This is a genomic window from Thioalkalivibrio sp. ALE19 (genome assembly GCF_000428605.1).
Lineage (GTDB): Bacteria > Pseudomonadota > Gammaproteobacteria > Ectothiorhodospirales > Ectothiorhodospiraceae > Thioalkalivibrio.
In genome coordinates, this window is sequence record NZ_KE386770.1 from 41,063 (window position 1) to 64,736 (window position 23,674).

Annotated in this window: 22 protein-coding genes and 2 CRISPR repeat arrays; of the genes, 1 reads left to right on the forward strand and 21 read right to left on the reverse strand. The window is 62.0% G+C overall.

The annotated features are described in order from the left end of the window. Positions 1–542: 542 nt before the first annotated feature. A CRISPR array of direct repeats spans positions 543–870; the repeat unit is 37 nt; unit sequence GGTGGAAGAACTGTCCTGCGGGGCAGTGGTTGGAACG. A gap of 1,392 nt (positions 871–2,262) precedes the next feature. Next, positions 2,263–2,883: direct repeats of the CRISPR family, unit length 36 nt; unit sequence GGTGGAAGAACTGCCCCAAGGGGTAGTGGTTGGAAC. 541 nt (positions 2,884–3,424) lie between these two features. The 20 genes from F787_RS0114365 to F787_RS0114455 form a co-directional block, all read right to left on the reverse strand. Then, positions 3,425–3,880, reverse strand: a complete 456-nt coding sequence (locus F787_RS0114365) for a hypothetical protein (protein ID WP_028492632.1) — start codon at positions 3,878–3,880, stop codon at positions 3,425–3,427. 173 nt (positions 3,881–4,053) lie between these two features. Continuing rightward, positions 4,054–5,190 carry a hypothetical protein gene (locus F787_RS0114370; RefSeq protein WP_028492633.1) on the reverse strand — a complete coding sequence of 379 codons (1,137 nt, stop codon included), beginning with the start codon at positions 5,188–5,190 and terminating at the stop codon, positions 4,054–4,056. A gap of 100 nt (positions 5,191–5,290) precedes the next feature. Beyond that, the gene (locus tag F787_RS0114375) at positions 5,291–5,815 is read right to left on the reverse strand and encodes a hypothetical protein (RefSeq protein WP_028492634.1); all 525 of its coding nucleotides are present in this window, start codon (positions 5,813–5,815) and stop codon (positions 5,291–5,293) included. 20 nt (positions 5,816–5,835) lie between these two features. Then, positions 5,836–6,738: a hypothetical protein gene (locus tag F787_RS16205; RefSeq protein WP_051246191.1), complete on the reverse strand. Its 903-nt coding sequence runs from the start codon at positions 6,736–6,738 to the stop codon at positions 5,836–5,838. Positions 6,739–6,898: 160 nt separating this feature from the next. Further along, positions 6,899–7,354, reverse strand: coding sequence for a hypothetical protein (locus F787_RS0114385; protein ID WP_028492635.1), 456 nt, complete (start codon positions 7,352–7,354; stop codon positions 6,899–6,901). 431 nt (positions 7,355–7,785) lie between these two features. After that, complete coding sequence (locus F787_RS0114390; RefSeq protein ID WP_028492636.1) at positions 7,786–8,232, reverse strand: hypothetical protein; 447 nt, start codon at positions 8,230–8,232, stop codon at positions 7,786–7,788. Between the two features lie 884 nt (positions 8,233–9,116). Then, complete coding sequence (locus F787_RS0114395; RefSeq protein WP_042806051.1) at positions 9,117–10,403, reverse strand: GIY-YIG nuclease family protein; 1,287 nt, start codon at positions 10,401–10,403, stop codon at positions 9,117–9,119. Beyond that, complete coding sequence (locus F787_RS0114400) at positions 10,403–12,568, reverse strand: DEAD/DEAH box helicase (RefSeq protein WP_028492638.1); 2,166 nt, start codon at positions 12,566–12,568, stop codon at positions 10,403–10,405. The genes F787_RS0114395 and F787_RS0114400 overlap by 1 nt, the downstream gene beginning before the upstream one ends. After that, positions 12,568–15,342, reverse strand: a complete 2,775-nt coding sequence (locus F787_RS0114405) for a DNA methyltransferase (protein ID WP_028492639.1) — start codon at positions 15,340–15,342, stop codon at positions 12,568–12,570. The genes F787_RS0114400 and F787_RS0114405 overlap by 1 nt, the downstream gene beginning before the upstream one ends. Before the next feature lie 20 nt (positions 15,343–15,362). Further along, the gene (locus F787_RS0114410) at positions 15,363–15,656 is read right to left on the reverse strand and encodes a hypothetical protein (RefSeq protein WP_231373467.1); all 294 of its coding nucleotides are present in this window, start codon (positions 15,654–15,656) and stop codon (positions 15,363–15,365) included. After that, positions 15,656–16,159 carry a hypothetical protein gene (locus F787_RS0114415; RefSeq protein ID WP_028492641.1) on the reverse strand — a complete coding sequence of 168 codons (504 nt, stop codon included), beginning with the start codon at positions 16,157–16,159 and terminating at the stop codon, positions 15,656–15,658. The genes F787_RS0114410 and F787_RS0114415 overlap by 1 nt, the downstream gene beginning before the upstream one ends. Then, on the reverse strand, positions 16,156–16,890 hold the full coding sequence (locus F787_RS0114420; protein ID WP_028492642.1) for a hypothetical protein: 735 nt from the start codon (positions 16,888–16,890) through the stop codon (positions 16,156–16,158). Before F787_RS0114420 ends, F787_RS0114415 begins: the two co-directional genes overlap by 4 nt. Continuing rightward, entirely contained in the window at positions 16,890–17,393 is a 504-nt protein-coding gene (locus F787_RS0114425) for a hypothetical protein (RefSeq protein WP_028492643.1), read from the reverse strand. The genes F787_RS0114420 and F787_RS0114425 overlap by 1 nt, the downstream gene beginning before the upstream one ends. 91 nt (positions 17,394–17,484) lie before the next feature. Beyond that, on the reverse strand, positions 17,485–17,811 hold the full coding sequence (locus F787_RS0114430) for a hypothetical protein (protein ID WP_028492644.1): 327 nt from the start codon (positions 17,809–17,811) through the stop codon (positions 17,485–17,487). Then, a complete protein-coding gene (locus F787_RS0114435) occupies positions 17,808–18,311 on the reverse strand; it encodes a hypothetical protein (protein WP_028492645.1) in 504 nt (167 codons plus the stop codon). Before F787_RS0114435 ends, F787_RS0114430 begins: the two co-directional genes overlap by 4 nt. A gap of 24 nt (positions 18,312–18,335) precedes the next feature. After that, on the reverse strand, positions 18,336–18,671 hold the full coding sequence (locus F787_RS15895; protein ID WP_155989637.1) for a hypothetical protein: 336 nt from the start codon (positions 18,669–18,671) through the stop codon (positions 18,336–18,338). A gap of 496 nt (positions 18,672–19,167) precedes the next feature. Next, positions 19,168–19,443, reverse strand: a complete 276-nt coding sequence (locus F787_RS16680; RefSeq protein WP_231373468.1) for a group II intron maturase-specific domain-containing protein — start codon at positions 19,441–19,443, stop codon at positions 19,168–19,170. A 108-nt stretch (positions 19,444–19,551) separates the two neighbouring features. Further along, entirely contained in the window at positions 19,552–19,863 is a 312-nt protein-coding gene (locus tag F787_RS0114445; protein ID WP_028492646.1) for a hypothetical protein, read from the reverse strand. A 360-nt stretch (positions 19,864–20,223) separates the two neighbouring features. Continuing rightward, positions 20,224–20,463 carry a hypothetical protein gene (locus F787_RS0114450; protein WP_028492647.1) on the reverse strand — a complete coding sequence of 80 codons (240 nt, stop codon included), beginning with the start codon at positions 20,461–20,463 and terminating at the stop codon, positions 20,224–20,226. 101 nt (positions 20,464–20,564) lie between these two features. Then, positions 20,565–21,389 carry a hypothetical protein gene (locus F787_RS0114455; RefSeq protein ID WP_155989638.1) on the reverse strand — a complete coding sequence of 275 codons (825 nt, stop codon included), beginning with the start codon at positions 21,387–21,389 and terminating at the stop codon, positions 20,565–20,567. Between the two features lie 43 nt (positions 21,390–21,432). Here F787_RS0114455 and F787_RS0114460 point away from each other — a divergent pair, with 43 nt between their 5' ends. Beyond that, complete coding sequence (locus F787_RS0114460; RefSeq protein WP_028492649.1) at positions 21,433–23,058, forward strand: methyl-accepting chemotaxis protein; 1,626 nt, start codon at positions 21,433–21,435, stop codon at positions 23,056–23,058. 106 nt (positions 23,059–23,164) lie between these two features. Here F787_RS0114460 and F787_RS0114465 read toward each other — a convergent pair whose 3' ends face one another. Next, positions 23,165–23,611, reverse strand: coding sequence for a bacteriohemerythrin (locus tag F787_RS0114465; protein ID WP_028492650.1), 447 nt, complete (start codon positions 23,609–23,611; stop codon positions 23,165–23,167). Between the last annotated feature and the right edge of the window lie 63 nt (positions 23,612–23,674).

Genomic DNA, 23,674 nt, shown 5'->3' on the forward strand with positions numbered 1-23,674 from the left:
TGGAAGAACTGCCCTGCGGGGTAGTGGTTGTAGGGCGAGCCCGGTCAGCCGGCGCAGCGTGGACAGATCCTGGGTGTAAGAACTGCCCTTTGGGGGTGGTGGTTGGAAGACGGAAATCGGAAACCGGTTGGGGCCGCCGAACCGAGGTCGAAGAACTGCCCTCCGGGGTAGTGGTTAGAGGCTGAGCTACCTGCTAGGTAGGTGAACGCGCATAAAGGTGAAAGAACAGCCCTTCGGGGCTGTGGCAATCCAACGCTGATACACGCAGCGTCGATCTTGGACAATTTGAGAGAAACAGCCGCCCTACTGGCACCAGGATCGGGTGCATCCCGTCTGGATTCCCAGTACGGACCGGCTCTGATGTCGCCGCTGCCACGCGAGCACCGCTCTGGCGCTCCCCGTGCCGGGGAGTGCTCGTTGGCGCAGGGATGCGGTGTGTGGCAGATTGCGAATACCGTCGGGGCATCGGTTCAGGCCGAGAAGGTGGACCGCTCGCAAATGGGGCTCGAGAGCCGAATTGGTGGCGGGGTGCAACGAAGTCTGGTGGAAGAACTGTCCTGCGGGGCAGTGGTTGGAACGGCCCGCCAACAATGCGTACCTCGCGGCGATACAGCCGGTGGAAGAACTGTCCTGCGGGGCAGTGGTTGGAACGAACCGTCTCAGTCGTTTATGGATGAAGACAAGGAGGGTGGAAGAACTGTCCTGCGGGGCAGTGGTTGGAACGGAGGATCTCAGACGAGAGGTACTCGGAGGTTTCGAGGGTGGAAGAACTGTCCTGCGGGGCAGTGGTTGGAACGAAGAACTGCTCTACTGGGAAGTGGTTGGAACCACTCGGTGGAAGAACTGCCCCTGCGGGGCAGTGGTTGGAAATCAATGACAGCTCTTCGGCTTTGCTGTGGGGGCAACGGCGCAAGAACAGCTTTCCGGCTGTGGTAACCCAACGCTGATCCATTCAGCGTCGATCTTGGACAATCTGGAGAAACGGAACCGCCCATAATGGCGCCAGGATCGGGTGCATCCCGTTTGGGTCCCCAGTACGGACCGGCTCTGATGTTGCCGATGCCACGCGAGCACCGCTCTGGCGCTCCCCGTGCCGGGGAGTGCTCGTTGGCGCAGGGATGCGGTGTGTGGCAGATTGCGAACACCGTCGGGGCATCGGTTCAGGCCGAGAAGGTGGACCGCTCGCAAATGGGGCTCGAGAGCCGCATTGGTGGCGGGGTGCAGCGAAGTCCGGTGGAAGAACTGCCCTTCGGGGTAGTGGTTGGAAAGAGGTGTACCGCCCCCGGATCCCTGGACACCTCGTGCGGGTGGAAGAACTGCCCTTCGGGGTAGTGGTTGGAAATGCAGCGCCTGCACGGTATCCAGCATCTGTTTCGCGGTGGAAGAACTGCCCTGCGGGGTAGTGGTTGGAAACGAATGAGCGATAGCTGCCGGTCACTGTGGTCGTTGCGGTGGAAGAACTGCCCTGCGGGGTAGTGGTTGGAACGATAAGCAAGCCGAAGCGCTGCGCGTTCATTGCGTGGTGGAAGAACTACCTTTTGGGGTAGTGGTTGGAACGCCGCCCCCGGCCGGTCTGCCGTGTCCCCTCGCCCAGGTGGAAGAACTACCTTTTGGGGTAGTGGTTGGAACCTGCGGATCTCCCGCGCCAGGAACTCGGCGGTGAGGGTGGAAGAACTGCCCGGCAGGGCAGTGGTTGGAAACGCATGGATGCGATCGTGTCAGTGTCGTCGTGCCAGAGGTGGAAGAACTGTCCTGCGGGGCAGTGGTTGGAACTGCGAGGGGTAGACCTCGATGGACCCCGTGAAGCCGAGGGTGGAAGAACTGCCTTTTGGGGTAGTGGTTGGAACGTCATAGAGATGGTGCGGGGTTTTGCCGAGATATCGCGGTGGAAGAACTGCCCCAAGGGGTAGTGGTTGGTGGCCCCGGCAATTCAATGGTGGAAGAATAGCCCTTCGGGGCTGTGGCAATCCAACGCTGATACACGCAGCGTCGATCTTGGACAATCTGGAGAAATGGAACCGCCCATAATGGCGCCAGGATCGGGTGCATCCCGTCTGGATTCCCAGTACGGACCGGCTCTGATGTTGCCGCTGCCACGCGAGCACCGCTCTGGCGCTTTCGGTGCCGGGAGTGCTCGTTGGCGCAGGGATGCGGTGTGTGGCAGGTTGCGAGTTCCGCCGGGGCATCAGTGAAGGCCGCGAAGGCGGACCGCTCGCAAATGGGGCTCGAGAGCCGCATTGGTGGCGGGGTGCAACGAAGTCTGGTGGAAGAACTGTCCTGCGGGGCAATGGTTGGAACTTCATCCGATTCGATATGCTCTGGGGATATATCCCTGGGTGGAAGAACTGCCCGGCGGGGCAGTGGTTGGAACGGCGATGGCTGTGACGGCTCAGCGCGCCTTTTTGGTAGGTGGAAGAACTGCCCGGCAGGGCAGTGGTTGGAACGATCTTCGAGTTGGAAATCCAGATAGATAAACCAGCCGAGGTGGAAGAACTGCCCCAAGGGGTAGTGGTTGGAACCACCAAGAATCGGATCTCGTCGTCGCGTGGTATCCCCCGGTGGAAGAACTACCCCAAGGGGTAGTGGTTGGAACGTGTGGTGCCATTTTGTAGGCGTCAGCCTCAAATGGCGGTGGAAGAACTGCCCCAAGGGGTAGTGGTTGGAACTAGGATGCCGCTGGATCGATTCGTAATCGATAGGTGGTGGAAGAACTGCCCCAAGGGGTAGTGGTTGGAACCAGAACCCGCGCCGGGGCGCGTCGTCCACCGCCTCGTGGTGGAAGAACTGCCCCAAGGGGTAGTGGTTGGAACGCGGAGCCACCGAGCCAATCGGTCAAGGGATTTCCACGGTGGAAGAACTGCCCGGCAGGGCAGTGGTTGGAACCACTCGGTGGAAGAACTGCCCTACGGGACAGTGGTTGTAAGCGACGTTGCCGCGCGCGCGCCGAAACCCGAGCGCGAATGGTGGAAGAACTGCCCTACGGGGCAGTGGTTGTAAGGTCGTTCGCGGCCCGGTATTCCGTAGCACGGCTCACCGTGGTGGAAGAACTGCCCTGCGGGGTAGTGGTTGTAGGGCGAGCCCGGTCAGCCGGCGCAGCGTGGACAGATCCTGGGTGTAAGAACTGCCCTTTGGGGTGGTGGTTGGAAGACGGAAATCGGAAACCGGGTGAGGCCGCCGAACCAAGGTCGAAGAACTACCCTTCGGGGTAGTGGTTGAAATGTCTTCAAGCCCGCGCTGGTTGAGGACCGTCGCATAGTGGTGGAAGAACTGCCCGATAGGGTAGTGGTTGGAACTGGCGTGTTCCGGATCTTCTGGAGGGGCGGCATGAAAGCGAAAGAACGGCCATGTACAGGCAGTGATTAACCGTGTGAATTTTCACACACCGGCGGCTCAGTTGAGCCGCCGGCTTCACCCTTCGGGTCAATCAATCCTCAATACAGCGTTCCTCTACGACCAGGGCAATTTCCTCGCGGAGCGTGCTGCCCCGATTGGGCTGCGCCCAGAACCGTTCGGCCGCGTCGATAATCGCCACCTGCTGACAGTACGTGAGCGCCTGAAGCTTCGCCAGAAGCGCATCCCCGTCAATTTCCCATTTCTGGTCGAGACGATCCAGGCTGATGCTGTCGCTGATGCCCAGCTTCAGTGACCCCTCGATCATCCCGGCGCCCTCCTGCATCCAGACGCCATTGAGCGACTCGAAGATCAGGCCCCACTCGTTCAGTTGGAAGGTAGGCATCGAACGGCGCACCACCTCCAGGTAGCGATCAACGGCCGTATTGATGGCGCCGCTGGTGGAGCGCATGGGCTCCCCATCGTCACCCGGGTCGTATTGAGACAGCAGCTTCTCGATCGGCTCGGAACAGTAAATACTCCGCTTCATCTTTTCCCTCGCATGGTCTTGGCTATCGCGGCCGAGATACTTTCGCTCCAGGTGCCGGCGATAGTCGGATTCGTCCAGATGGGCGCCCTTCAGGGCGCCGCAGTGATTCGGTCTATCGCCCCATCAGGAATACCCCTTGGGTCGGCCCCGGCCAGTACCGGGGCCGAACACGGTCAGGCGACCGTTTTCAGGACGGCCTTCTTCTGTCGACGCAGAGCCCGCAGGATCGCCGCCCTTGCCTCGGGGAGCGGAGCTTTCTGGTATGCCTGATAGACGTCCGCCAGCGGCGCCTCCCCTTTCTCGTACGGCAGGCCTGTCCGGTGGCACCAGGACTGAATGCCGTACTCGCAAGAGCCGGTGTTACGCGCGTCCTGAACGGTCACGGTGATATCGGGGTGGTTCTGTACGATGCCCTCGATGCCGTGATGCTCCAGCGCATTCGCGAGATCAGCATCGGCCTTCTTCAGACCAATCTTGCGCCGAAGGCCCGCCATCGCCTTGTCCACGGTATCCGCGTGATAGTTGTCGCCGAGGCCGACGGCAATGTACCCACGCCGATGGCCGAGATCGTATCCCCGGCCTTGATGCAGCCAGACCGCGGCGTAAACGGTGATGCGATCCGGGGCGCCTTCGAGGCGCTGGGCGTCCAGCGTCAGCATTCCGCCCACCTGAGACAGACCGGCTCCCCCAACACGCACCCGCCAGTCCCGAGGCACGGTAATCCGGGTATGCGTGACCTTCTTCGGGTACTGGACCCGCTTGTAATACTTCAAGTCCAGTTCCTCGGACTGACGGACACCGACCTGCGCCGGATCCCGGGTCAGATGAACCGTGTCCACGCCGGCGCCGTTCACACGATAGCCGTCATACAGTTCTTTCAGGACCGAGGCTTCGACCCGTTCATGCAGTCGCGTTTCCAGGTCGCCTTGCGGGAGAGTGACAGCATCCCGGCCGCGAGGGGGCTTGGCCAGCATTCGGCGACCTTCCCGAGGTTGTTTCCGCTTCAACCAGTAAGGATCAATCCGGCACACACCGATCGCCATTTCCGCACGACGCTTATTTCGCTCGCGGCGTTCACGCTCGATATCCATCGCCGCGGCTTCGACCGCTTCGCGCGCCGCCTTCTTCGATCGCGAGCCATGGATGACCTGCTTGCGCGAACGGATCGACTGGATCCGGTCTTCGCGTTCTTTCTGCGTCCCCGGAAGTTCCGGGGTCCGGCTCCATTCCAGCGCCAGGCGGAACAGCCGTTTTCCGATGACCGGGGCATGGCGGTCAAAGGGGGTTTCGAGTCGGGTATCGTTCTGCATTTTTCGATCTCCTTCTTCCGGTGCGCCGTGGCGGTGAGCCCGGCGATTTCAGTGAAGCCGACATCGTTTGTGCCGGTAGTATTAAGGTAGCACCCGTATCCTACCCCGTCGAATTCTGGCCTTCGGATCCGGATTCCGGGTGAAGCGACTGGCGGTAGCTCATCGCATCGGTAACGGACTCCAGCGACCCATGCAGCGCATGGGCGGCCCGCAGGAGGCCCGGTGCATCCGCCGTTTTCAGGGCTTTGGCGGCCTTCTGCCGGGCTACCTCCAGATCCTCCGGCGGTGCCGGCTCGAAGGTGGCATCCGCGGTTATTCGATAAAAGCCAGGCCGGGCGGCCTCACCCTGAGTCGCCGAGGTCTCGACGACCACCAGGTCTCCGGCGCGGGCATGAAAGGATCCTGAGTACATCCCATCCCGTCGTACCAAGACACGGATCCTGGCGTCGAGTGTGCCCGGGGTGCCAAACGAAGGCTCGAGCTCGAAACGAAACGAGAAATCGGCTCGAAGGGCATCCACCGTGAACTCACGCGGCTGGAGCCCGCAAAAGAAAGTTACCTGGCGGGAAAGCCCGCCTTCGCTGTCGATTTCCATGACCGAGGCGTTCGATTTGGTATTTGCCATTGCCGAGTCCTCGTGCAGATTCAGTAAGGCCAACGCAGATCGTCGTCGAGGCGATCCACGAGATCCGCGAAACGCTCCCCCCTGAGCCATTCACCTTCGACCTTGATGTCCATGTCGTCTTCATCGATCCAGGCATCCGGATCGTCCTCGAAGTCCCGGAGCGCGGACAGGACCCGGTCGTGCCCCTTGTCCTCGATCAACGACCGCAGCACGGACGGCGCCTGGTTGGCCCGCACCCACGCGGTCGAGGCATCGTCGGCCTCACGATACTGGATCGTCTCGACCGGTTCCGGCCCCTGGCTCTGATCCCAGGTATCGGTGATCCGATAAGCGCCGCAGTGACGGCAGACCTCGGTGACCACCACGCCGCCTCCCTTGCCCCAGACGCCGGGATTTTCCTCAAGCCCACCCAGAAGGTCGTGCGGGCTCTGCCAGTCGTGTTCCGACTCGGTGCATTCCGGTTCTTCAGGGTGGATCGCGACCTCGACGCCATGCGCACCGCCATACGGGTCAATCACAGCCGCAGAAACGTAAGTCGTCTTGCCCCCAGTCGGCCAATCACCATCGCGAAGAAGCTCGCGGGCCTCGTCGATGGCGGACGCGAGATCGGTCGCCTCCAGATCCTCGGTATGCCCCGAATCCTCTCGATACTGGAACAGCGGGCACCCGACCGCCTTGAGAATGGCGTAGCGATAGCCCCGGATATGGTCGGCGATCTCGATGGCGGTTGCGGGCGTTTCGCCCGGCCCCAGGTCGCCACCCCAGTCCGCGATCAGCTCGTCGGCCGTATCGCCGGGGGTATCCAGCGCCTCCAGCGCCTCATCACGATCCGGCGCGATATCCGGATAAACGTAGGCACCGACCAGTGCCGACAGTGCTTCTTCGCGCGTATTGTGGAGGGTCCCTCGGACTTCGTAGCTCATAGCGGTCTCTCCTTCTGGTGCGCCGTGGCAGTGGCTTTGGCCCGGCGGTTTCAGTGGGTGGTGTTTGATGGTTCCAAGGTAGGATAAGTGTCCCACCCTGTCCATTTCTTCAGACGCCTCCGGCTGGTGGGCCGAACCAGCCGAAGCGCGTCGACGCACATCACCAGTCAAAGACTGGGAACGCCTCCACTTTCGCCCCGTCCCGATCGAACAGAACCCACTCGAACCCCCGCTTGTGGAAGCAATCGAGGATCGAGTCCAACTGAGGGAAGGCATGCTTATCGTCGGAATGGAGGGGGTCGGCGAGGATCAGGAAGCCCTCCTCCCGCTCCATGCCAATCAGCGGCCCGTCTTTCAGACCCTGAGTAACCGACTGAGCTTCGCGATACGGAAGATGCCCGGTGCTAATCACCGCCATCAGTTCGGTGTCGAGGTCGTACGGAACGGGCTGTGCCGGCCGGGCGGCCTCACAACGCTCCAGATGCGCCGAGAGGGTCATCTTCGCGTCGGGGCCCATGTCGATTTCGGGGTCCTCGATTTGTCCGGATTCGAGGGCTTCGGCCACGCGGTCATGGAAACGCTCCAGTTCCCGGAAATAATCGATCATGCGATTCATGGTGGTTTTTTCTCCTTCCGGCTTCGCGCCGGTTCCGTTGGATTCAGTGCCACCCTACCGAAAACCGGTGGACTGTCTATTTTTAAGGGGGGCGAGATTCGGCCTCGGTTGCCCCGCCCCGCCAGCCAAGGGGCACTCAGCGTTCCGGTGAAACAGAGGAAGCTCGATGGACGACGAATCGCGCAATGCATCGAAACCGACGCCCCGGGATGCCCTGGAAGGCATGGCCTGGTGGAATAGCCTGACGCGGGCGGAGCGCCGGCACTGGATGGATCGAGCCGGAAGCGCACGGCCGGCCGATGCCTGGAATGCGTACATGGCTGTGCAAACGCAGGTGACGAGGGCGAGCAGCCGGAGATCGAGCGGCCGCGGAACAACCGAATAGCCGGCACCCGCCAGGATCGCGTGGCGGGTGCCGGTCGGATCGCGGATCAGTGGCCCCGCCAGGCCCAGGATTCCGGAGGTACACGGAGATCCACGGTCTCGGACGGCAGATCCACCCAGATCAGCAGCGAACCGTCGGACTGCGGCGCCACCTGTTCATCGGGCACGTCCTCGGCCGTTGGGCCACCGGGGATCCGGTGGATGGCGTCCGCTGCTTTGCGCAGCCAGCGTTCGCCGATCTCGCGGGCGAGCATCACGCGGGAAAGGGTCGTGCTGGGCGTCGCCTCCCGGCCTTCATCACGCATCCGGGCCGTTACGGTCCGCTCGATCGATTCGAGGTCCTTGAACGTCTGGCCTTCCAGGTCCTGGCAGTCCGGCATGGGTCCGCTACCGGGGGTCACACGGTTCAGGATGAAGCGACGCCCCTGCGTCTGGCAGTGGGCGATGGTGAAGTGTTCGCGGGTGCTGTGAACGTGGAGCATGTAATCGGCCATGATCAATTCCTTCCGGTGGTAGTGGCTTCAGAGTCGTCAGCGGTCACGCGACGGGCCACCCTCCCCGTTCCGTTCGAACGGCACCGCCATCCGGGCACGCGCAGGTGGCCCGGGCATTGAGGCTCGAGGGAAGTCGTCAGTGAGGGGTGGCGCAAGGGAGGCACGAGGATCGGGGGTGATCCGGGAGCACGGCACAGCGTTCAGCATGAGGCCTCCTTGCAGTCGATCCGGCGTGACCGGCGTTTGCGGGCCCGGCCACGCCCGCGAGGGGCATTCTGCCGGGCGGTTCCGTCCGCATCGGACACCGGTACGAACGATGTCCATCGCCTATGCTGCCGGAAACGATCGAAAAAATCACGTCATGGGGGGGGCGAATGCGCCGCCCTGCCCTCGAGGGTGCCGGTGGGAGAGGCAATCGACACGAGGGCGGGAAGCAAAGAGGCCCGCGCGACGGCGGGCCCGGGTGATTCGGATGCAAACCTGGTTAATTACGCTATCGGCATCGGGTGTTACCGAAGGAATCGGTTGAGCAACGAGTCGTGTTGCCATGGTTATCCCGGTAAGTGGTGTTCCCGAAAGAATCGGTGTTCCCGCGAATCGTATTGCCACGATTATCCCGCCAGGTCTCGTTGCCGAAGGAATCGGTGCTGCCTCTTAGCGTGTTCCCGCTATTATCACGATACGTCGTATTCCCGAAAGAATCGGTGCTGCAATTCATTTGACTGTGTGCCGCGCCGGCCCCCCAGAAACAGGACTGCACCCAGCAGCCCGATGATCAGTCCTTTCATGGTCTCTCCCCTTTCCCGGCGAACATGAGCGGCCGGATTTCGCGCTTCAGACCAGCGTGACAAAATGCCCCATAGAAAGGAAGGGGTAACCGTAATTCAGGATTGGCGTCCCAATACACGCCCGGAAACAGAATCCAGCCGATACTGCGCGATCGTCCCGTCCACGATGGCCTCCGCCACCCGAACCGCATCCTCGGGGGAAACCGCGAACCATTCCCGGGGATGAACCGTTTTCCCTGACTTGCTTTTCATGCGAATGGAAAGCCGGCGTTCAGCAAGAAAGCCATGCACCAGGCCTTCAAATTTCCGGGGATCCAGGTTGTAGCAGGCAAACGACTCGAACACCTCGACGGGTCCTTCGAGGAAGGCCGGATCGTTCTCCGCATTGCGGATGCGATCTTCCACTGACCCTTCGGTGTAGCCGATCTTCACCAGATCCCGGTACTCCCGAAGCGCCGGGTGCCGGCTGCGCGAGCGCAGGATGTACACCGTTCCACTGCGACGGTCATGGTGGGTCAGGCCGGACATCCGATCCGCCTCCAGGTCGGGATCCACGATCCGGCGGCCGTTTTCATCTCCATAGAGCGCGCGCCCCAGGGACAGCTTCAGGATGTCGGTCTCGGTCCCGTTGTCGAAGATCACCCGCAGACGCGGGTTGCGCGCCTCGATCTCTTCTCGGGTATCCAGCACGGAGTCCACCAGGCACAGCATCCCGTACACGATGAAGTAGTCGCCCACCTCGATCTTCGATTCGAACTGGAACCTCGGGGCCTCCGCTTGCCCGGATTCCAGACGGGCGCGCATCCGATCAAACAGCGGCCGAAACCGCCAGAAATCCTCGCATGGGCGCCGCTGCGCGATGGTCTCCGGCGCACGCGGACGTGCGCTGCGATCGCCCGGGGCAAAGATCGATTCGTCGCCGGGGTCGAGCAAACCCAGATCATCGTCGTCCCAGATGTCTTCGATCGAGCGGACATCGGACTCCGCAGGCGACGGGGCCGGATCCGCATGGGGTGGGGTCGGGCTTGTGTCGGCCGATTCCGGCGAAGCAGGGGTGTCCGATGGCGCTGGCGTTTCAGGTTCGGGGGTCGCGGTTGAATCGCCCGCCCCGGTCAGGAGGCCATGCCGGTCCCATTCCGTCAGCGCGGATTGTTTCTCCGGGCTCTGGCGGATCCCGTCCAGCCGATGGGCCAGCGAACGTTCATGGAAATCCCCGTCATGGGTCGGTTCGACACCGTGTTCATCCACGAACGCATTGATCGCCTCGAACCCCTGCGCCAGACGATCATCCGGCGAAGGGCTTTTCGAGGCCGGGCGAACCTGGAGGAGATCCAGATCCTCCGGGTCATCGAACACCTCGTCGATCGAGCGATAGCGTGGCATCACGCACTCCCGGCTGTGGCCTGCTCCCGTTTGCGGTTGCGCAGGTAGGACAGGGCCTCGGCGAATCGCACCTCCATCGGATCATGCGAGTGCGGAGAAGGCTCGCGCCCGTGCTGCTGCTTGAAGGCCTTGATCTTCGGCCAGAGGATCACGGCTTCTTCCTCGGACATCTGGATCCGGCGGGCCTGCACGACATCCTGGATCGTCTTCAGCATCGTGGCTGTGACCGATTTCGACAGGACTTCGAACGCCCCCCGGAAAGGATTGACGGCATCGATCATGTTGATGTTCAGGTCCTCGATGTTGATGAACCGATCCCCCATCTTCACGAACTGGCGGTTGCCCGTGCTTTCTCCGCGCGACGGCGGCGGATCCGAAACGGTTTCGTCGTCGTATCCGGCGCCGGTCGGTGTCGTTGTAACGGAGCCCGGTTCGTCCTCGCCCGGTTCGTCCTCGCCCGGTTCGTCCTCGCCCGGTTCGTCCTCGCACGGTTCGTCCTCGCACGGTTCGTCCGGCTTCGCGATCTTCGCGTCTTCCGGGAGGTCGGCTTCATCGATCAGGCCGCCGGAGGTGTTGATGACAAGCTGCGTCTGGATACCGGTTCGGACATGCTCAACCTCGTCCTCGCTGAGATCGGGGTGCCGCTGCCGGATGATCGCGGGAAGCGCCACCTGGCTGGCATACTCGTCCGCCACACCCGGGTCCACCGCGGCCGTTGCCACATCCTCACGCTGGTGCAGCTCGGCGATGATGTCGTCACTGGATGCATTGAGCGTATCCAGCACCCGCTTGCTGGGCGGCGGGCCGCCCTCTTCGCCCACCTGGATGGTGCCGGGCTCCGCCAGCGCGGCGTCGCCCCGCTCCCGGGGACGGAAGCGGAAAGTCGGAGCCATCACCTGCTCCATAAGCAGTGAAACCGTGATGGCCTTGAGCATGTTGTTGACGGCGTTCTTCACGTCGTCGTCTTCCGCGTCCGGTTGCGCAATCAGGTTGGTGAACTGCGCATGGGTCTTGCCGGGCGCGTCCCGGGTCGCGCGGCCGATGATCTGGACCACCTCGGTCATCGAGCGGCGGTAGCCGATCGTCAGGACATGCTCGCACCAGGGCCAGTCGAACCCCTCCTTCGCCATGCCCAGGGCAATGATCACGTCCACGTCGTCGCGATCGGACACGGTGCGCAGGAAGTCCATCACCCGGGTCCGGTGCGTCAGTTCATCCTCGACCAGATTCGCGACCTTCAGCATGCGGCGATCACTGTGCCGGCGAACATGCAGCAGGCCGGTATCGGGATCCTGGTGATCCACGTCGCCCATCGCATCGATGATGGCATCGACCTCGCCGTACTTGTCGGTGGTCGATTCCGCGGAATTGACGTTCGGGATGTGGATCAGCGTCTTGCGGTCGGTGTCGAGGACCTCCGTGACCGCATCGAGGTAGCACCCCTGGTAGAAGTGGTAGCCGATCCCCAGGGATTTCAGGTGCTCGTAGCCGTTCAACTGCTCGTAGTAGGTATAGGTCACCTTGTCGAACAGTTCCTCGTCATCCGGCTGGAGGATCGGGACGGTATCCCCCCGGAAGTAGCTGCCCGTCATGGCGACGACATGCGCCGTGGAGTGATGCATAAGGCCATCGATCAGGGCACCGAGGCGGTTTTCCTCGTCGGCACTGACATGGTGGAACTCGTCGATGGCGACCACGGTGCCGTTGAAGGCTTCCGGGCCTACGCGGTCGTAGGCGAACCGCAGGGTGGCGTGCGTGCAGACCAGGGTTCGATCCGACAGGTCGGACGGCCGGGACTCGATGAATCGCGCAAAGGCATCCACCTTTCCAGCATCCGATCCCGCCGTGCAGAGGTTATGGTCCGGCCGAACCTCCCAGTCGGCAAAGAACCCGTTTTCGGACAGCGCGGTGTTCTTGAAGGAGGCCCCGATGGAGCGTTCCGGCACCGCCACGATGGCCTTGTCGACCCCCTGGTTCACCAGCTTGTCGAGCCCGATGAACATCAGTGCCCGGGATTTGCCCGAGGCTGGCGGTGCCTTGATCAGCAGGTATTGCTGCTCCCGGGACTCAAAGGCACGGGCCTGCATCTCCCGCATGCCCATTTCGTCGGTGTGCGCGCTCTTGCCGGTACGCCCGTACTCGACGCGGATCAGATCAGTGGGCATCAGCGGCCTCCTTTGCGTTGTTCTTCCTCGACCAGCTCCGCATACCGCGCGAGCAGGTATTCCTCGCGCTCCGCCATGTCGCGGAACGGGCGATCCCGGAAAAGCCGTTCGACGGCTTCATCCAGTTCCCGGTGAGCCCGGCGTAGGCCGTCCGGCATCTTGTCCGGATCGTACATCTCGGCGAGGGGCAGTTCGTAGGTTTCCTCGCGGGTCAGAAGGACCTGCTCCGCCAGCCGTTCGATCTCCGCGCGCTGGGCGGGTGTGTGTTCCGGCCATGGGAAGGTGTTGTAGACGAGTTTGGCGGAGTAACGATAGTCGCTCTTCAGACGACCACCCACCAGCCGCAGCCAGTCCATGTGCATGCGTGACGAGAGGATGCCGAACTCGTAGAACGTGGCGCCGGGGATGATATTGACGGCATCGGTCGCGATCACTGAATTGTCGAGGAAGCCGACTGGCGCGTATTCTCGGCGCTCCGAAGTTACGCGCGGAACGATGATGTACTGACCCGGGAAATTCAGGTCCCGAAATTGATGGGGCCGATCCGCAAGAGCACGAGCACCCGGATCCGGACTCGAAAGCCTCGTTTCACGAACCTTCTCAACCCGATCCCGAATCAGCGGCATCGCGTTGATTTCCTCATTCGCTGCATCCTTGAGCCAAAGGCACCACCGTTCCTTCCCATTCAGGAACTCTTCGGCCCCCATCAGGCGCCGGATCCAGCGGGCGGCTTCCGGCTCCTTCCGCACCAATTCTTCCTTTTCGGGAGGCGATAAAAGGAGGTGGCCGCCGTCGGTCGGTTTGTTTCCATAAACCAGCGGGGCCGCATTGCGAAACGGCTTCGACCGCCCACGCACGACCGTATCCCCGCCCTCCACCAGGTACGGGCTGATGTTCCGGGCTTCGGACACCCGCCACTCGCCATCCACGCGCTGAAAAAGCCGCTTGGGTCCCGGGTCCGCGCTCAGTCCGACGATGATGACGTGAACGCCGGCATTCCCCTTGGCCTGATTGCTCCACGGGAAGGTCTGGTAGGCAAACTCGATCTCGACACCAAGATCCAGAATCGGCGGCCAAAGCATGTCCACCTGAATGCCCTGGCAGATCGAGTTCGTGGAAACAAACGCCGCGTGGTTCGTGGTGCCCTGGAGGTACTGCGCGGCCTTCCAGAACCAGGAGGCCACCAGGTCCAGGTACTTGTAGGTCCGGAACCCCGAGAAGACCTTTGCCATGTCTTCGTTCTGGCTGTCCGAACGCCCATTCGCACCCAGAAACGGCGGATTCCCCATCACCACAACCTCGGCATCCGAGGGATCGCAGACCTTGCGCCAGTTCACGCGTAGCGCATTCGCCAGCACGATGTTTCCGCTGGACTTCAGAGGCAGCATCGGTTCCGCGTGCCCGAACTTCGCCTCGAACTCGGCATGCATCTGGTGTTCCGCCAGCCAGAGCGACAGCAACGCGATCTCATGGGCGAAGTCGTCGATCTCGATGCCGTAGAACTGCTCCAGGCGGATCCCGGACATGAAGATTTCGCCCTGCCCCTGCTGGGGCATGAGTGGCTGCTGCCCGGGACGGTCGAACATCTCGCTCTGCACGTCCGGCACCAGAGGCTCGCCGGCCCCTTTCCCGTTCAGACCATCCATGGCCTCGAAGATCGCCATTTCGAGGCGCCGCAGCTCCTTGTAGGCGATGATCAGGAAAGCCCCGGATCCGCAGGCGGGGTCGAATACCTTGAGGCTGTGGATCCGCTCCAGAAGCCGGTTCAGCCGCTTGCGATTGCCCTTGGCCTTCGCCAGTTCCGCGTACAGATCGTCGAGGAACAGCGGGCGCAGCACCTTCATGATGTTGCTGACAGAGGTGTAGTGCTGGCCGAGACTCCCGCGCTGCGCCGGGTCGATGACCGCCTGGAACATCGAACCGAAGATGTCGGGGTTGATCGCGGACCAGTCGAGCTTACCGGCGTCCCGGATCAGGCGCCGGGCCCGGGCCCCCATTTCAGGCACCGGCAGGTCCTCGCGGAACAGGCCGCCGTTCACATAGGGGAAGGCGTCGAGGTGCGCCGGCACGTCGTCGCCGCGTTCTTCCGGGGGCCGGTTGAGGACCCGGAAGAACTCGCGGAGGAAAACGTGGGCGTCCGAGGCATCCTCCTGGGTGTGGCTCAGGAAGGTCTCGGTGAACTGGTGCTGGCGGAAGATGCCGGTGTCTTCGGCGAACAGGCAGAACAGCACCCGGGCCATGAATACGTTGAGGCGATGGATGTCCTCTTCGGTCTCGGTCGGGTTGCGGTCGCGCAGCATATCGCAGAGCCGACCCATGCGGTCGGCGGCCTTTTCATCCGCCACCGCCTCGGTGTGCATCCGCACCCTCTCCACGCCCGCCAGTGGCAGATAGAATCCGTAGTTGCGATGCAGGTTGGTGTAGGCCTCGTCGAGCGAGTCGTCCAGATGAAGGTCGTAGCCCGCGACCGACTGGAAATCGGTCACCAGGGTAAACCGAATCCCGTGCTGTTCCAGTCGCCCGGAGCGCAACAGCGCCTCATGGGCGGCATGCACGTCCTCGCCCCGGGGCACCGGGAGGAAGTAGACCTTCTTCTTGAGCGCCACTGCACCGGGTTCCGTTGCGACATTGCGGTTCCCGGTCCCATTGCGCAGTTGGGTCAGCGTTGCCTTCGGGAAGCCATAGAGGTCCAGGAATCGGTAGATGAATTCTTCGTCCGGCCCCGTCACGGCCTCTTCGAGGCCTTCCATGATTTTCGCTTGGTTGATCGCCATTCTCTTCCTGTCCTTTCCCTTTATCCCGCGTCCAGACCATACGGATCCCGCCGGGCCACCCACCCGTCCAGCGGTTCATCCTCCACCGACTCCAGATGTTCCAGCGCCTCCAGAGCGCGCTCCGGGTCTTCGTAGCAGTACCGGCGAAGATAGCCGCCCTCGGTGACCCCGAGGCACAGCCCCGTGGTATAGAGCAACGGGATGAGGCCCGCATAGCTCCCGTCGGGAAGCTGGCGGGGATGCCGGTATCCACCATGCTCGACCATCCAGCGATCGAAGCCTTCAGGGGGCTGGCGGATTGCAGGTTCAGCCATCATCGAATCTCCAGGTACCGCGAGAGTGGATGCCGCGACAGTTGCTCCAGGGCCCGATAGCCTTCGCCCTTGGGCGCCCCTTCCACGACCCCGTCCCCGGCCATCACGACGATTTCGTTTGAACGGACCGGGATGACCCTGCTGTCCTCGGCCCGCTGGGCGTCACGCCAGCACACCACCAGATTGCCCAGCTCCCGGACGAGATCATCCACCGAGACTTCATCGCTCTGGCGGAAAATCGCCGGGATCGCTTTCGGGAGGCCGTGCGCGTCCCGCTCATGATCGGGGTCCTGGAAGAGCACCTCCCACGCGAGCGGCGCCGGCCCGCCGAACGCGCCAAGGCCGACTTCGCCCCGACCCACTCGACCGAGGTATTCGCGGATCTTCTGCACATGGCCGTGAGCACGGGCGTATTCGCGCCGACCCCAACCTTCAATCACCGGCTCGCTCGGCCCGGTCAGCCGATAGGGAACGCTGCCATGCGTCATGCCTGGATCCATCATGCCGCCTTCTTCTCCTTGACCCCCGCTTCCTCGAAAATCGAATGTTCCATCGCCGCCCGGTAGTCCGCCAGCACGCGTTCGGGCGTGTCGTTCTGATAGTCCCGCACCAGGTACTTCAGGGCGTACTCGAAGCGGTCCCGCTCGTAGGTCCGCACACAGTACGAGAGCAGGCCGGCATCACTGTAGGTCGGATAGTCGATCTCGCCCCGCTGGTAGCGGCCGTTCACCCGATCATGGTCTGCCCGCGCTTTCCGCGTGATGCCCCGGCGCCGAGGAACCGCAAACACATCTTCCATCGCGTAAGCGCTGGTCGCCAGCGTATGCGCCGAGTCCTCGAAGAAACCATGGAGTTCATCCAGCCCCGAAACCTCGAGGACGCCGAACAGCAGATGCGCCTGAATGGCGAACACCCGCAGTTCGCAGCGCAGAGCGCGCGTCGTTTCCGGCTGCGGGAAACGCTGCCCGAGCACTTCGACTTCCGGATACCCCATGCCGAACCCGAGCACCCCGCACCGCTCGATGGCACCGCAGCGGTAGAAGTCGATGACGTGCGCGATCTCGTGGGTGATGGCATGCAGGTTCGGAATCAACGCGTATTTCGCCACCAGGCGGCCGTCACCGACATAGGTGCCCGACTTCGACAGTCGAAGGTTACGGTGCGCCAGCGGGCTGGCCGAAAGGTATTCGGCCAGCCGATCCAGCGAAGGAAACTCGTAACCCTTCAGCTCCATCAGTCGATCCCCAGTGGTTCCGCAAAAGGATGCGCCACCAGATCCTTCAGCGATTGAAAACCGGAGCCTACGGGTTCGTCACCCCAGGTGGGTTCGCCGGCCGAGACGATGATGCGCTGGCTCTCACCCACTTCCCGATCTTCTGCCAGATTACGGATCATCGCGTCGCGGGCATATTGTGCGCTCTCCCACAGGTCGTTCAGCGATTCGACTTCCTTGAGGATTTCGTCGTCCGTGACTTCAGCATCCGAAGGGTGAAAGATCGAGGGAATTTCATCGGGGACATCGCCATCATCCGCCATTTCAAACGCCACAATCCACTCATCCGAGAACTTGATGTCAACATCATCAGGCGACTCGCCCTCGACCATCAACGCAATATCCTTCCGAACCTCCATCACCTTGCCGCGAAGCGCGTCCATCGTGGCGCCGGAATCGGCCGACGAGGCAACCTCGAGACGGCTCGGCCCGAACGCCATGTAGCCAACCATATCCATACCCATTGCAAATACTCCTTCCGGCCTGGAGCCGGTTTCCGTTAAACACGACTTCACCATAACAGGCGAAAGCCGCTTGTCGATTTCTTGGTGAAGGTTAATCCACGGGATCGTCCCAGCGATCCAGCGATCCGTTCATCGAAAGGATTGAGGACCGCGCCAGTGTCCGCGCATCATCGATCGTTGTTTCATTGGGAAGATAGGCGAGTTCGAAAAGCGCATCTTCCGCCATGGCGTTTCGCTGAAACCAGAAGAGGAGATCCTCGGCCAGCGCATCGCGTCCGGTATGGCAGTTGTCGCAGGCACACCCGGTGCGTGCCGGCGGGATTTCATCCGGCTCCATCCATCCGTAATTTTGCGCGTACAGCGGGTGGCGCGGATCCTTGTGGCAGAGATTTTCGAGCACCTGCTTGACCGGCATCATCGCGAGACCTCCTCTCCCGTTCCGGACAGAAAACGCTCGACCCGGCGGCGCACCGAGGGCCGTGCCAGGTCGAACACCGGGATACCGAAGTCCGCCGCGATCCGCAACGCCTGCCCGGTACCGCCCCTGCCTTCGGCCCGGGGCGTCCAGCAGAGCACGAACGCCACTGGGTCGTCACCGTGCGGACCCAGCACCTGCAGCGCATTCCGGGCCATCAGGCGCCGACCCCAGCGTTTCAGGCGCTCCGGCGCCGGGTGGTATCGGTCCACGGTGGCAAAGGCCCAGTCCGGCAGGTCGTCCTCCGGGCGATAGATGGTCTTTGCGCCACGCAAATCATCCGCCCCGGCCTCAAAGGCCTGATCGGCGCCCTCGGCCCCACCAGAGCGCAGCACGAACCCCCGCGCCGCCAGCGCCCGGGCGGAACGGCGCATCAGGTCCTGCACGTCCACGGGCGTTGCCCGGGACCCGATGCCGGCGTAGAAGCGTGGTGACGTGGACATTGGCGATCTCCGCTGGCGGCCGTGCTAGGCCACGGCCGCCACGGCCCCGGCAGGCATCGGGGTGAAGGGCTGGCCCGTCTCGGCCTCGATCATCCGGGCCTCCTGCGCGCTCGGCTCGAAACCACCGAAGGTCTCGATCAGTACCACCCGATCACCTTCACAGGTGAACGAATGCCCCCGCGAGGTGTGCGCGGTGATATAGCCCTGGCGCTCAGGACGCGCCCTGGCGACAGCGCGCGCCTTATCAAGCGAGTCACGCATCTCCGTAGTGGTGGTACGCGCAGGACCGTCCACGGGCTGATCCGTGTAATTCACGAACCAGAGGGTATCGGTCGATTCATTCGGTGCTGCCTGAGTCATCATGTTGCTCCTTCCGGCTGCGGGCCGGTTCCGTTGATTGAGGCTCCAGTGTAGCGAATCGCCTCGGCCTGTCGATTTTACGAACGCGGGTCTCCCGGTCAACGCACCGGCCCGACCCTTCTTGGAAGGTAAACGCTTTCCTCTTTCGTGACCCTCTACCTGAACCGCGCCCTTGTGTCATGCGCGGGTGCACCCCTGATCCCGACCAAAAGGAGCACGGACATGCTGCGAATTGCCACAGCCGACCCGGACCTGAGCACATACCGCCCAGATGCCCCGTGGCAGGCAATTTGGGATGAAGCGGTCCAGGAAGGACAGGGAAAAACGGTGATTGAACCGCTCAGCAACCCCTCCAGGGTCTCCAGGTGGTCGCACCTTGACATTCTCCCCGGTCGCGACCGAACACCCCCAGCCCCCCCCCAGGATCGAGTAGGAGGCGGAGTTACCCCCGCCGTCCTCTCACACAACCGGGCATACGGTTCCGTACCATGGCGGTTCATGCAGCACATTTGAGCCGATGGTATTGATCCACCAGCGACACCAGTCCAAGACGATCAAAGAGCTTCTTCGGAAGAGCCTGGTTCAGGTGCGATACACCCGAGTTCCACCAAGGGCCACGCCCGTTCGTGGCACTCTTCCAGGCCCGTTCCTCCGTTACGCCCAGACGCATCAGTCTCTTGGCCCGTATAAACGGGCGTTTCCATTGCCGCCACAGGATCTTGCGTAGATGGCGGCGAACCCAGCCATCCAGCTCTTCGAAGATCCCCTCCACCAACCCAAGGCGCTGTTCGTGTGTCAGCAGAAGCCACGCCTTGGTGGCGTAGAAAGCGTCGGCTTGGGACTGGTGAGAGGCGTCATGAAAATTTCTTCTCCAATGACACTATTTGCCCACCCCGAGCGCCTGCCCCAGGCGATTTTCCTTGGCGTCCGTTTCGGCATTCATGAGGGCATCTGTTGCAGGCTGGGTGGCCGTGATGGCCGCTCGCAGGATGGCCCTCAACTCGGGACCGGTGAGCACATCTTTGTCTGACATAATGGCCGCAGCGTCAATCCCGGACGCCGTGATGACATTTGCCACCTTGTCGCTAAACCCGCCTGCTACGAGCACGGGCCGGATATCGGCCTTTTCGTCGTCGAGAAGCGGGCGCAGGTCGTCCAGCAGCGCCCGTGCATTGGTGTTTGCCTCGGCCATCGCGACATGGTGGGATGAAGCCAGAGACGACGGTTCCTGAGATGTACCAATGTAAATACCCCCTGCGATTATGCTTGTTATTAGCACAACCGCCAGTATATCGGCGAAAACCCATGGAGTCCTCGATCCTGCGCCAGCGTCTCTTGTACTTTCCGCGAACGAATTACTCATTGTTTACCTCTCCTCTTCTCCAAGCAGTCAGGCTGAAACCAATACCCGCTACGGCCTTGCCGGCCGGCGAGTCAGGAGCCCAGACGACTCCAGTGAACCACCGAAAAGCACCACGGCGGCAATCAGAAACCCAACGCCTTCACCCATGTTCTCGGTTATGGTCGTTGCTGTATATGGCGACATCGCCTCCTATTCGTCCGGGGCGTTCTCGATCTGGTCAGGGCTGAGGGCGATCTCTTCGTCATCCTCGGTGACCCAGATCACCTTTCCATCTTCCAGCGCGAACCGCTGGGAATCCCAGTTGACCTTAGTTTCCCCTGCATAGATCGGCGTACCGTCTTCCTCGATGCCTTGCACCAGGGCGATGCCTTCAATCACTTCCTTGGTTCCCTGAAGCACGGTTTCCGTGCCTTTGATACGCAGTGCCATGATTATTCTCCTTCCGGCTCCGAGCCGGTTCCGTTGATTTCAGGGTCAGATTAGCAAAATCGATCCGGCTGTCGATTTCTGGGGATCGGAAGACCCACCGCTCACGATTCGGATTCGACCGTCCGGCGCCGGGGGATCCAGTCCGGGTTCGTTTTTTTCGAGCGACGCGCCCGGTCGAACGCCCGCCACTCTTCCAACAACGCCTTCGCGCCCTCCACATCTTCGCGGTACCACTTCCGGCCCTGTACGGTTTTCGGGCCGATATTCACGGAGGCTGAAAAGGCGTGCGGCAGACGTCCATCCTGGTCCCAGCGGTCCAGTTCGCCCCGGGAACAGCCGAGGGCTTCGCGAACCCGGGAACCCCACATCGCCTCCCGGCGAAGCTCACGGCAACGGGTTTGCTCGTCGGCATCGAGGTGAGGATCCATGGACCGCTGGAGATATTCGGATGCCGCGGCAATCCGGGCTGCATCCCCCTGTTCCGATCGAACATTCTCCAGTCGTTCCAGGAAGGCTTCCCAGGCCTGTTGGCGCTCGGCTTCCATCTGTTTGGCCTGGTCCAACCGTTCGGCCTGCTGGCGCTCCAGATCGGCCTGTCGCTGTCGGCGGCGTGCGTCCAGCGCCTGCTGGCGCTCCTCCAGTTTGCGCACCGCCAGATCCCCGAGACCCTGGCGAACCTCGGTTCGCTGTCGTTTCGGAACGCCCAGCCATACCTGGAAAGCCCGTTCATCTTCTTTCTGACGCATGAGTTTCAGAATGCGCTGGATGCGCTGTTCGGGCGTTTGCATTGCCACCCCCATCGGTCGGTTGTTATATGCGATCTTGACCGGGGCAAGGGTAATGGAAAACCGCAGATGGTCAATATCTTCAACTCTTAAAGAAAAGAAGATACCATGGTAAGGTGTTACGCCCAGAGAATCGGGCACTCTAAGAGTTTCTGTAATTGAAGACCAGCCAAGGATCCCCCCTATGCGATGGATCGCCAACCTGAAACTGCGCACCAAGCTGGGACTCGCCTTTGGCGTCGTCCTGATGCTGATGATCTTCATGGCCTTCACCAGTCTGGCCGGTGATCGTTATACCGCAGCGCAATACGAAGACGCCCTGGAACGGATGGAGGATGTCCAGTTCCAGCTTCAGATGGAGAACAACCATGTTCGATGGGGGATGGAACTGTCACAGTCCATTCTGACCGGGGACGAATTCACCGGGCAGCTGGACCATACCCAATGCGCTTTCGGACAGTGGTATTACGACTTCCAGGAATCCGATGCCTACGAAATGTCGAGCCCGGAGTTTCAGCGGGCATTCGATCGGCTCGAAGAACCGCACTACCAGATGCACGCCAGCGCCCATCCCATCACGGAGGCGACACGCGAAGGCAACGACAGTGAGGCCCAGGAGAAGTACACCCGGGAGACCGTCACGCATCTGGAGACCATGGAAGAAGGCCTCCAGGATCTCCAGGAGGTCATGGAGTCGGAAAGCCAGGACATGGTCGAGGAGGCTCAGGACGCACAGGTTCGATCCGCCGGGATCATGATCGGCGCGTCAACGGCCGCCGTTCTCGCCGGCTTGATGCTGGCGGTCCTGTTGGCGAGCTACCTGGTGCGGGCCATCGACGCTCTGCGTGAACGCGCCGTGGAAATGGCCGACGGGGACATGAGAGGTGAACCGCTGCCGGTACGGGGGCATGACGAAATTGGCAGGGCCACCGAAGCCTTCAATACCATGGGCGAGGACATGCGAACCCTGATCCGTCAGATTGTGGATTCCGGAGATCAGGTGGCCTCCGCAACGAACCAACTGGCGGCAGTGGCGGAACAGACCCGCAACGATGTGTCCCGGCAGAAGGACGAGACCGACCAGGTCGCCACCGCGATGAATGAAATGGCGGCGACCGTTGCTGAGGTCGCCAACAATACTCAGTCCGCAGCGGACGCAGCGAGCGCCGGTGAGAAGTCCGTCACCGAAGCGAACCAGTCGTCCCAGGGAACCGCCGAAGCAGTGGATCGGTTGTCCTCCGAAATCCATTCCTCGGCGGATGCCGTGCGTGACGTGGCCGAGAAGAGCGAAGAGATCGGCCAGATCCTCAAGATGATTCAGGACATCACGGAACAGACCAATCTTCTGGCGCTCAATGCGGCGATCGAAGCGGCACGGGCCGGCGAATCCGGTCGTGGATTTGCCGTGGTGGCCGACGAGGTCCGCACGCTCGCAGGGCGCACGCATGAGTCCACCGAACGTATCAGCGAAATCATCCAGAACCTTCAGGGCGGAGTGCAGCAGGCGGTGAGCGCCATGGAGGGGAACGAGAACAGCGCCCTTAGTGTTGTGGAGGAAGTTCACGGCGTGCGTGATCGCCTGAACCAGCTGACGGAGTCAATCCGGACGATTGACGAGATGACGACCCAGATCGCCAGCGCGTCGGAGCAACAGAGCACCGTGTCCGAAGAGATCAACCGTAACCTGCAGACCATCAGCACGACGGCGGACGAAAGCCTCAGCGCCTCCAGTCAGGTGGCAACAGCCAGCGAGCAACTTTCCCGGCTGTCCGCTGAACTGCATCAACGTGTGGAGCGTTTCCGGGTGTAAAACCAGGCGATGGAGGCTTCAATATGCAGGAACAGTGGGTCTCTGAACAAAGAACGGGCCGCATCCCCGAGGGGGCGGCCCGTTTCTTCAAGTCGGATGGATTCCCTCAGCCAAAAATCTTTTGCTTCCAGCGCGAGAGCCAGCCGCCTTCGAGGATCGGGCGGACGTACGGCACATAGTCCTGATCGTCGCGCTTGATGTGATTCAGCAGCCAGAGGCCCAGGTCGGAGCGGATCTTGCGCGCAACCCCCAGAGGGTCCAACCCCTTGTCCAGCTCCTCGCGCAGCTTCTGGATGCGTCCGGCGAACGCCTGGTGAACCTGACGGTGCGCCTCCAGGGCTGGGTACTCAGCCTTCTCCATCAGCCCTTCCTCGAACACCAGGTGTGATTGGGTATAGTCCAGCAGGCCATTCACGACAGACTCCACCTCCTGTTTATCCCCGGTGGCGATGGCGTGGTCGACTTGCTGGAGATAGTCGAAGATGCGCTTGTGCTGTTCATCGATGGCATCGATGCCCAGTTCGAGGTTGCGATCCCAGCTAATGGGGGTCATGGCATGCTCCTTCCGTGGAAACCCGAATACCATTATGCACGTCGGGGCGATTGAACCAATCCC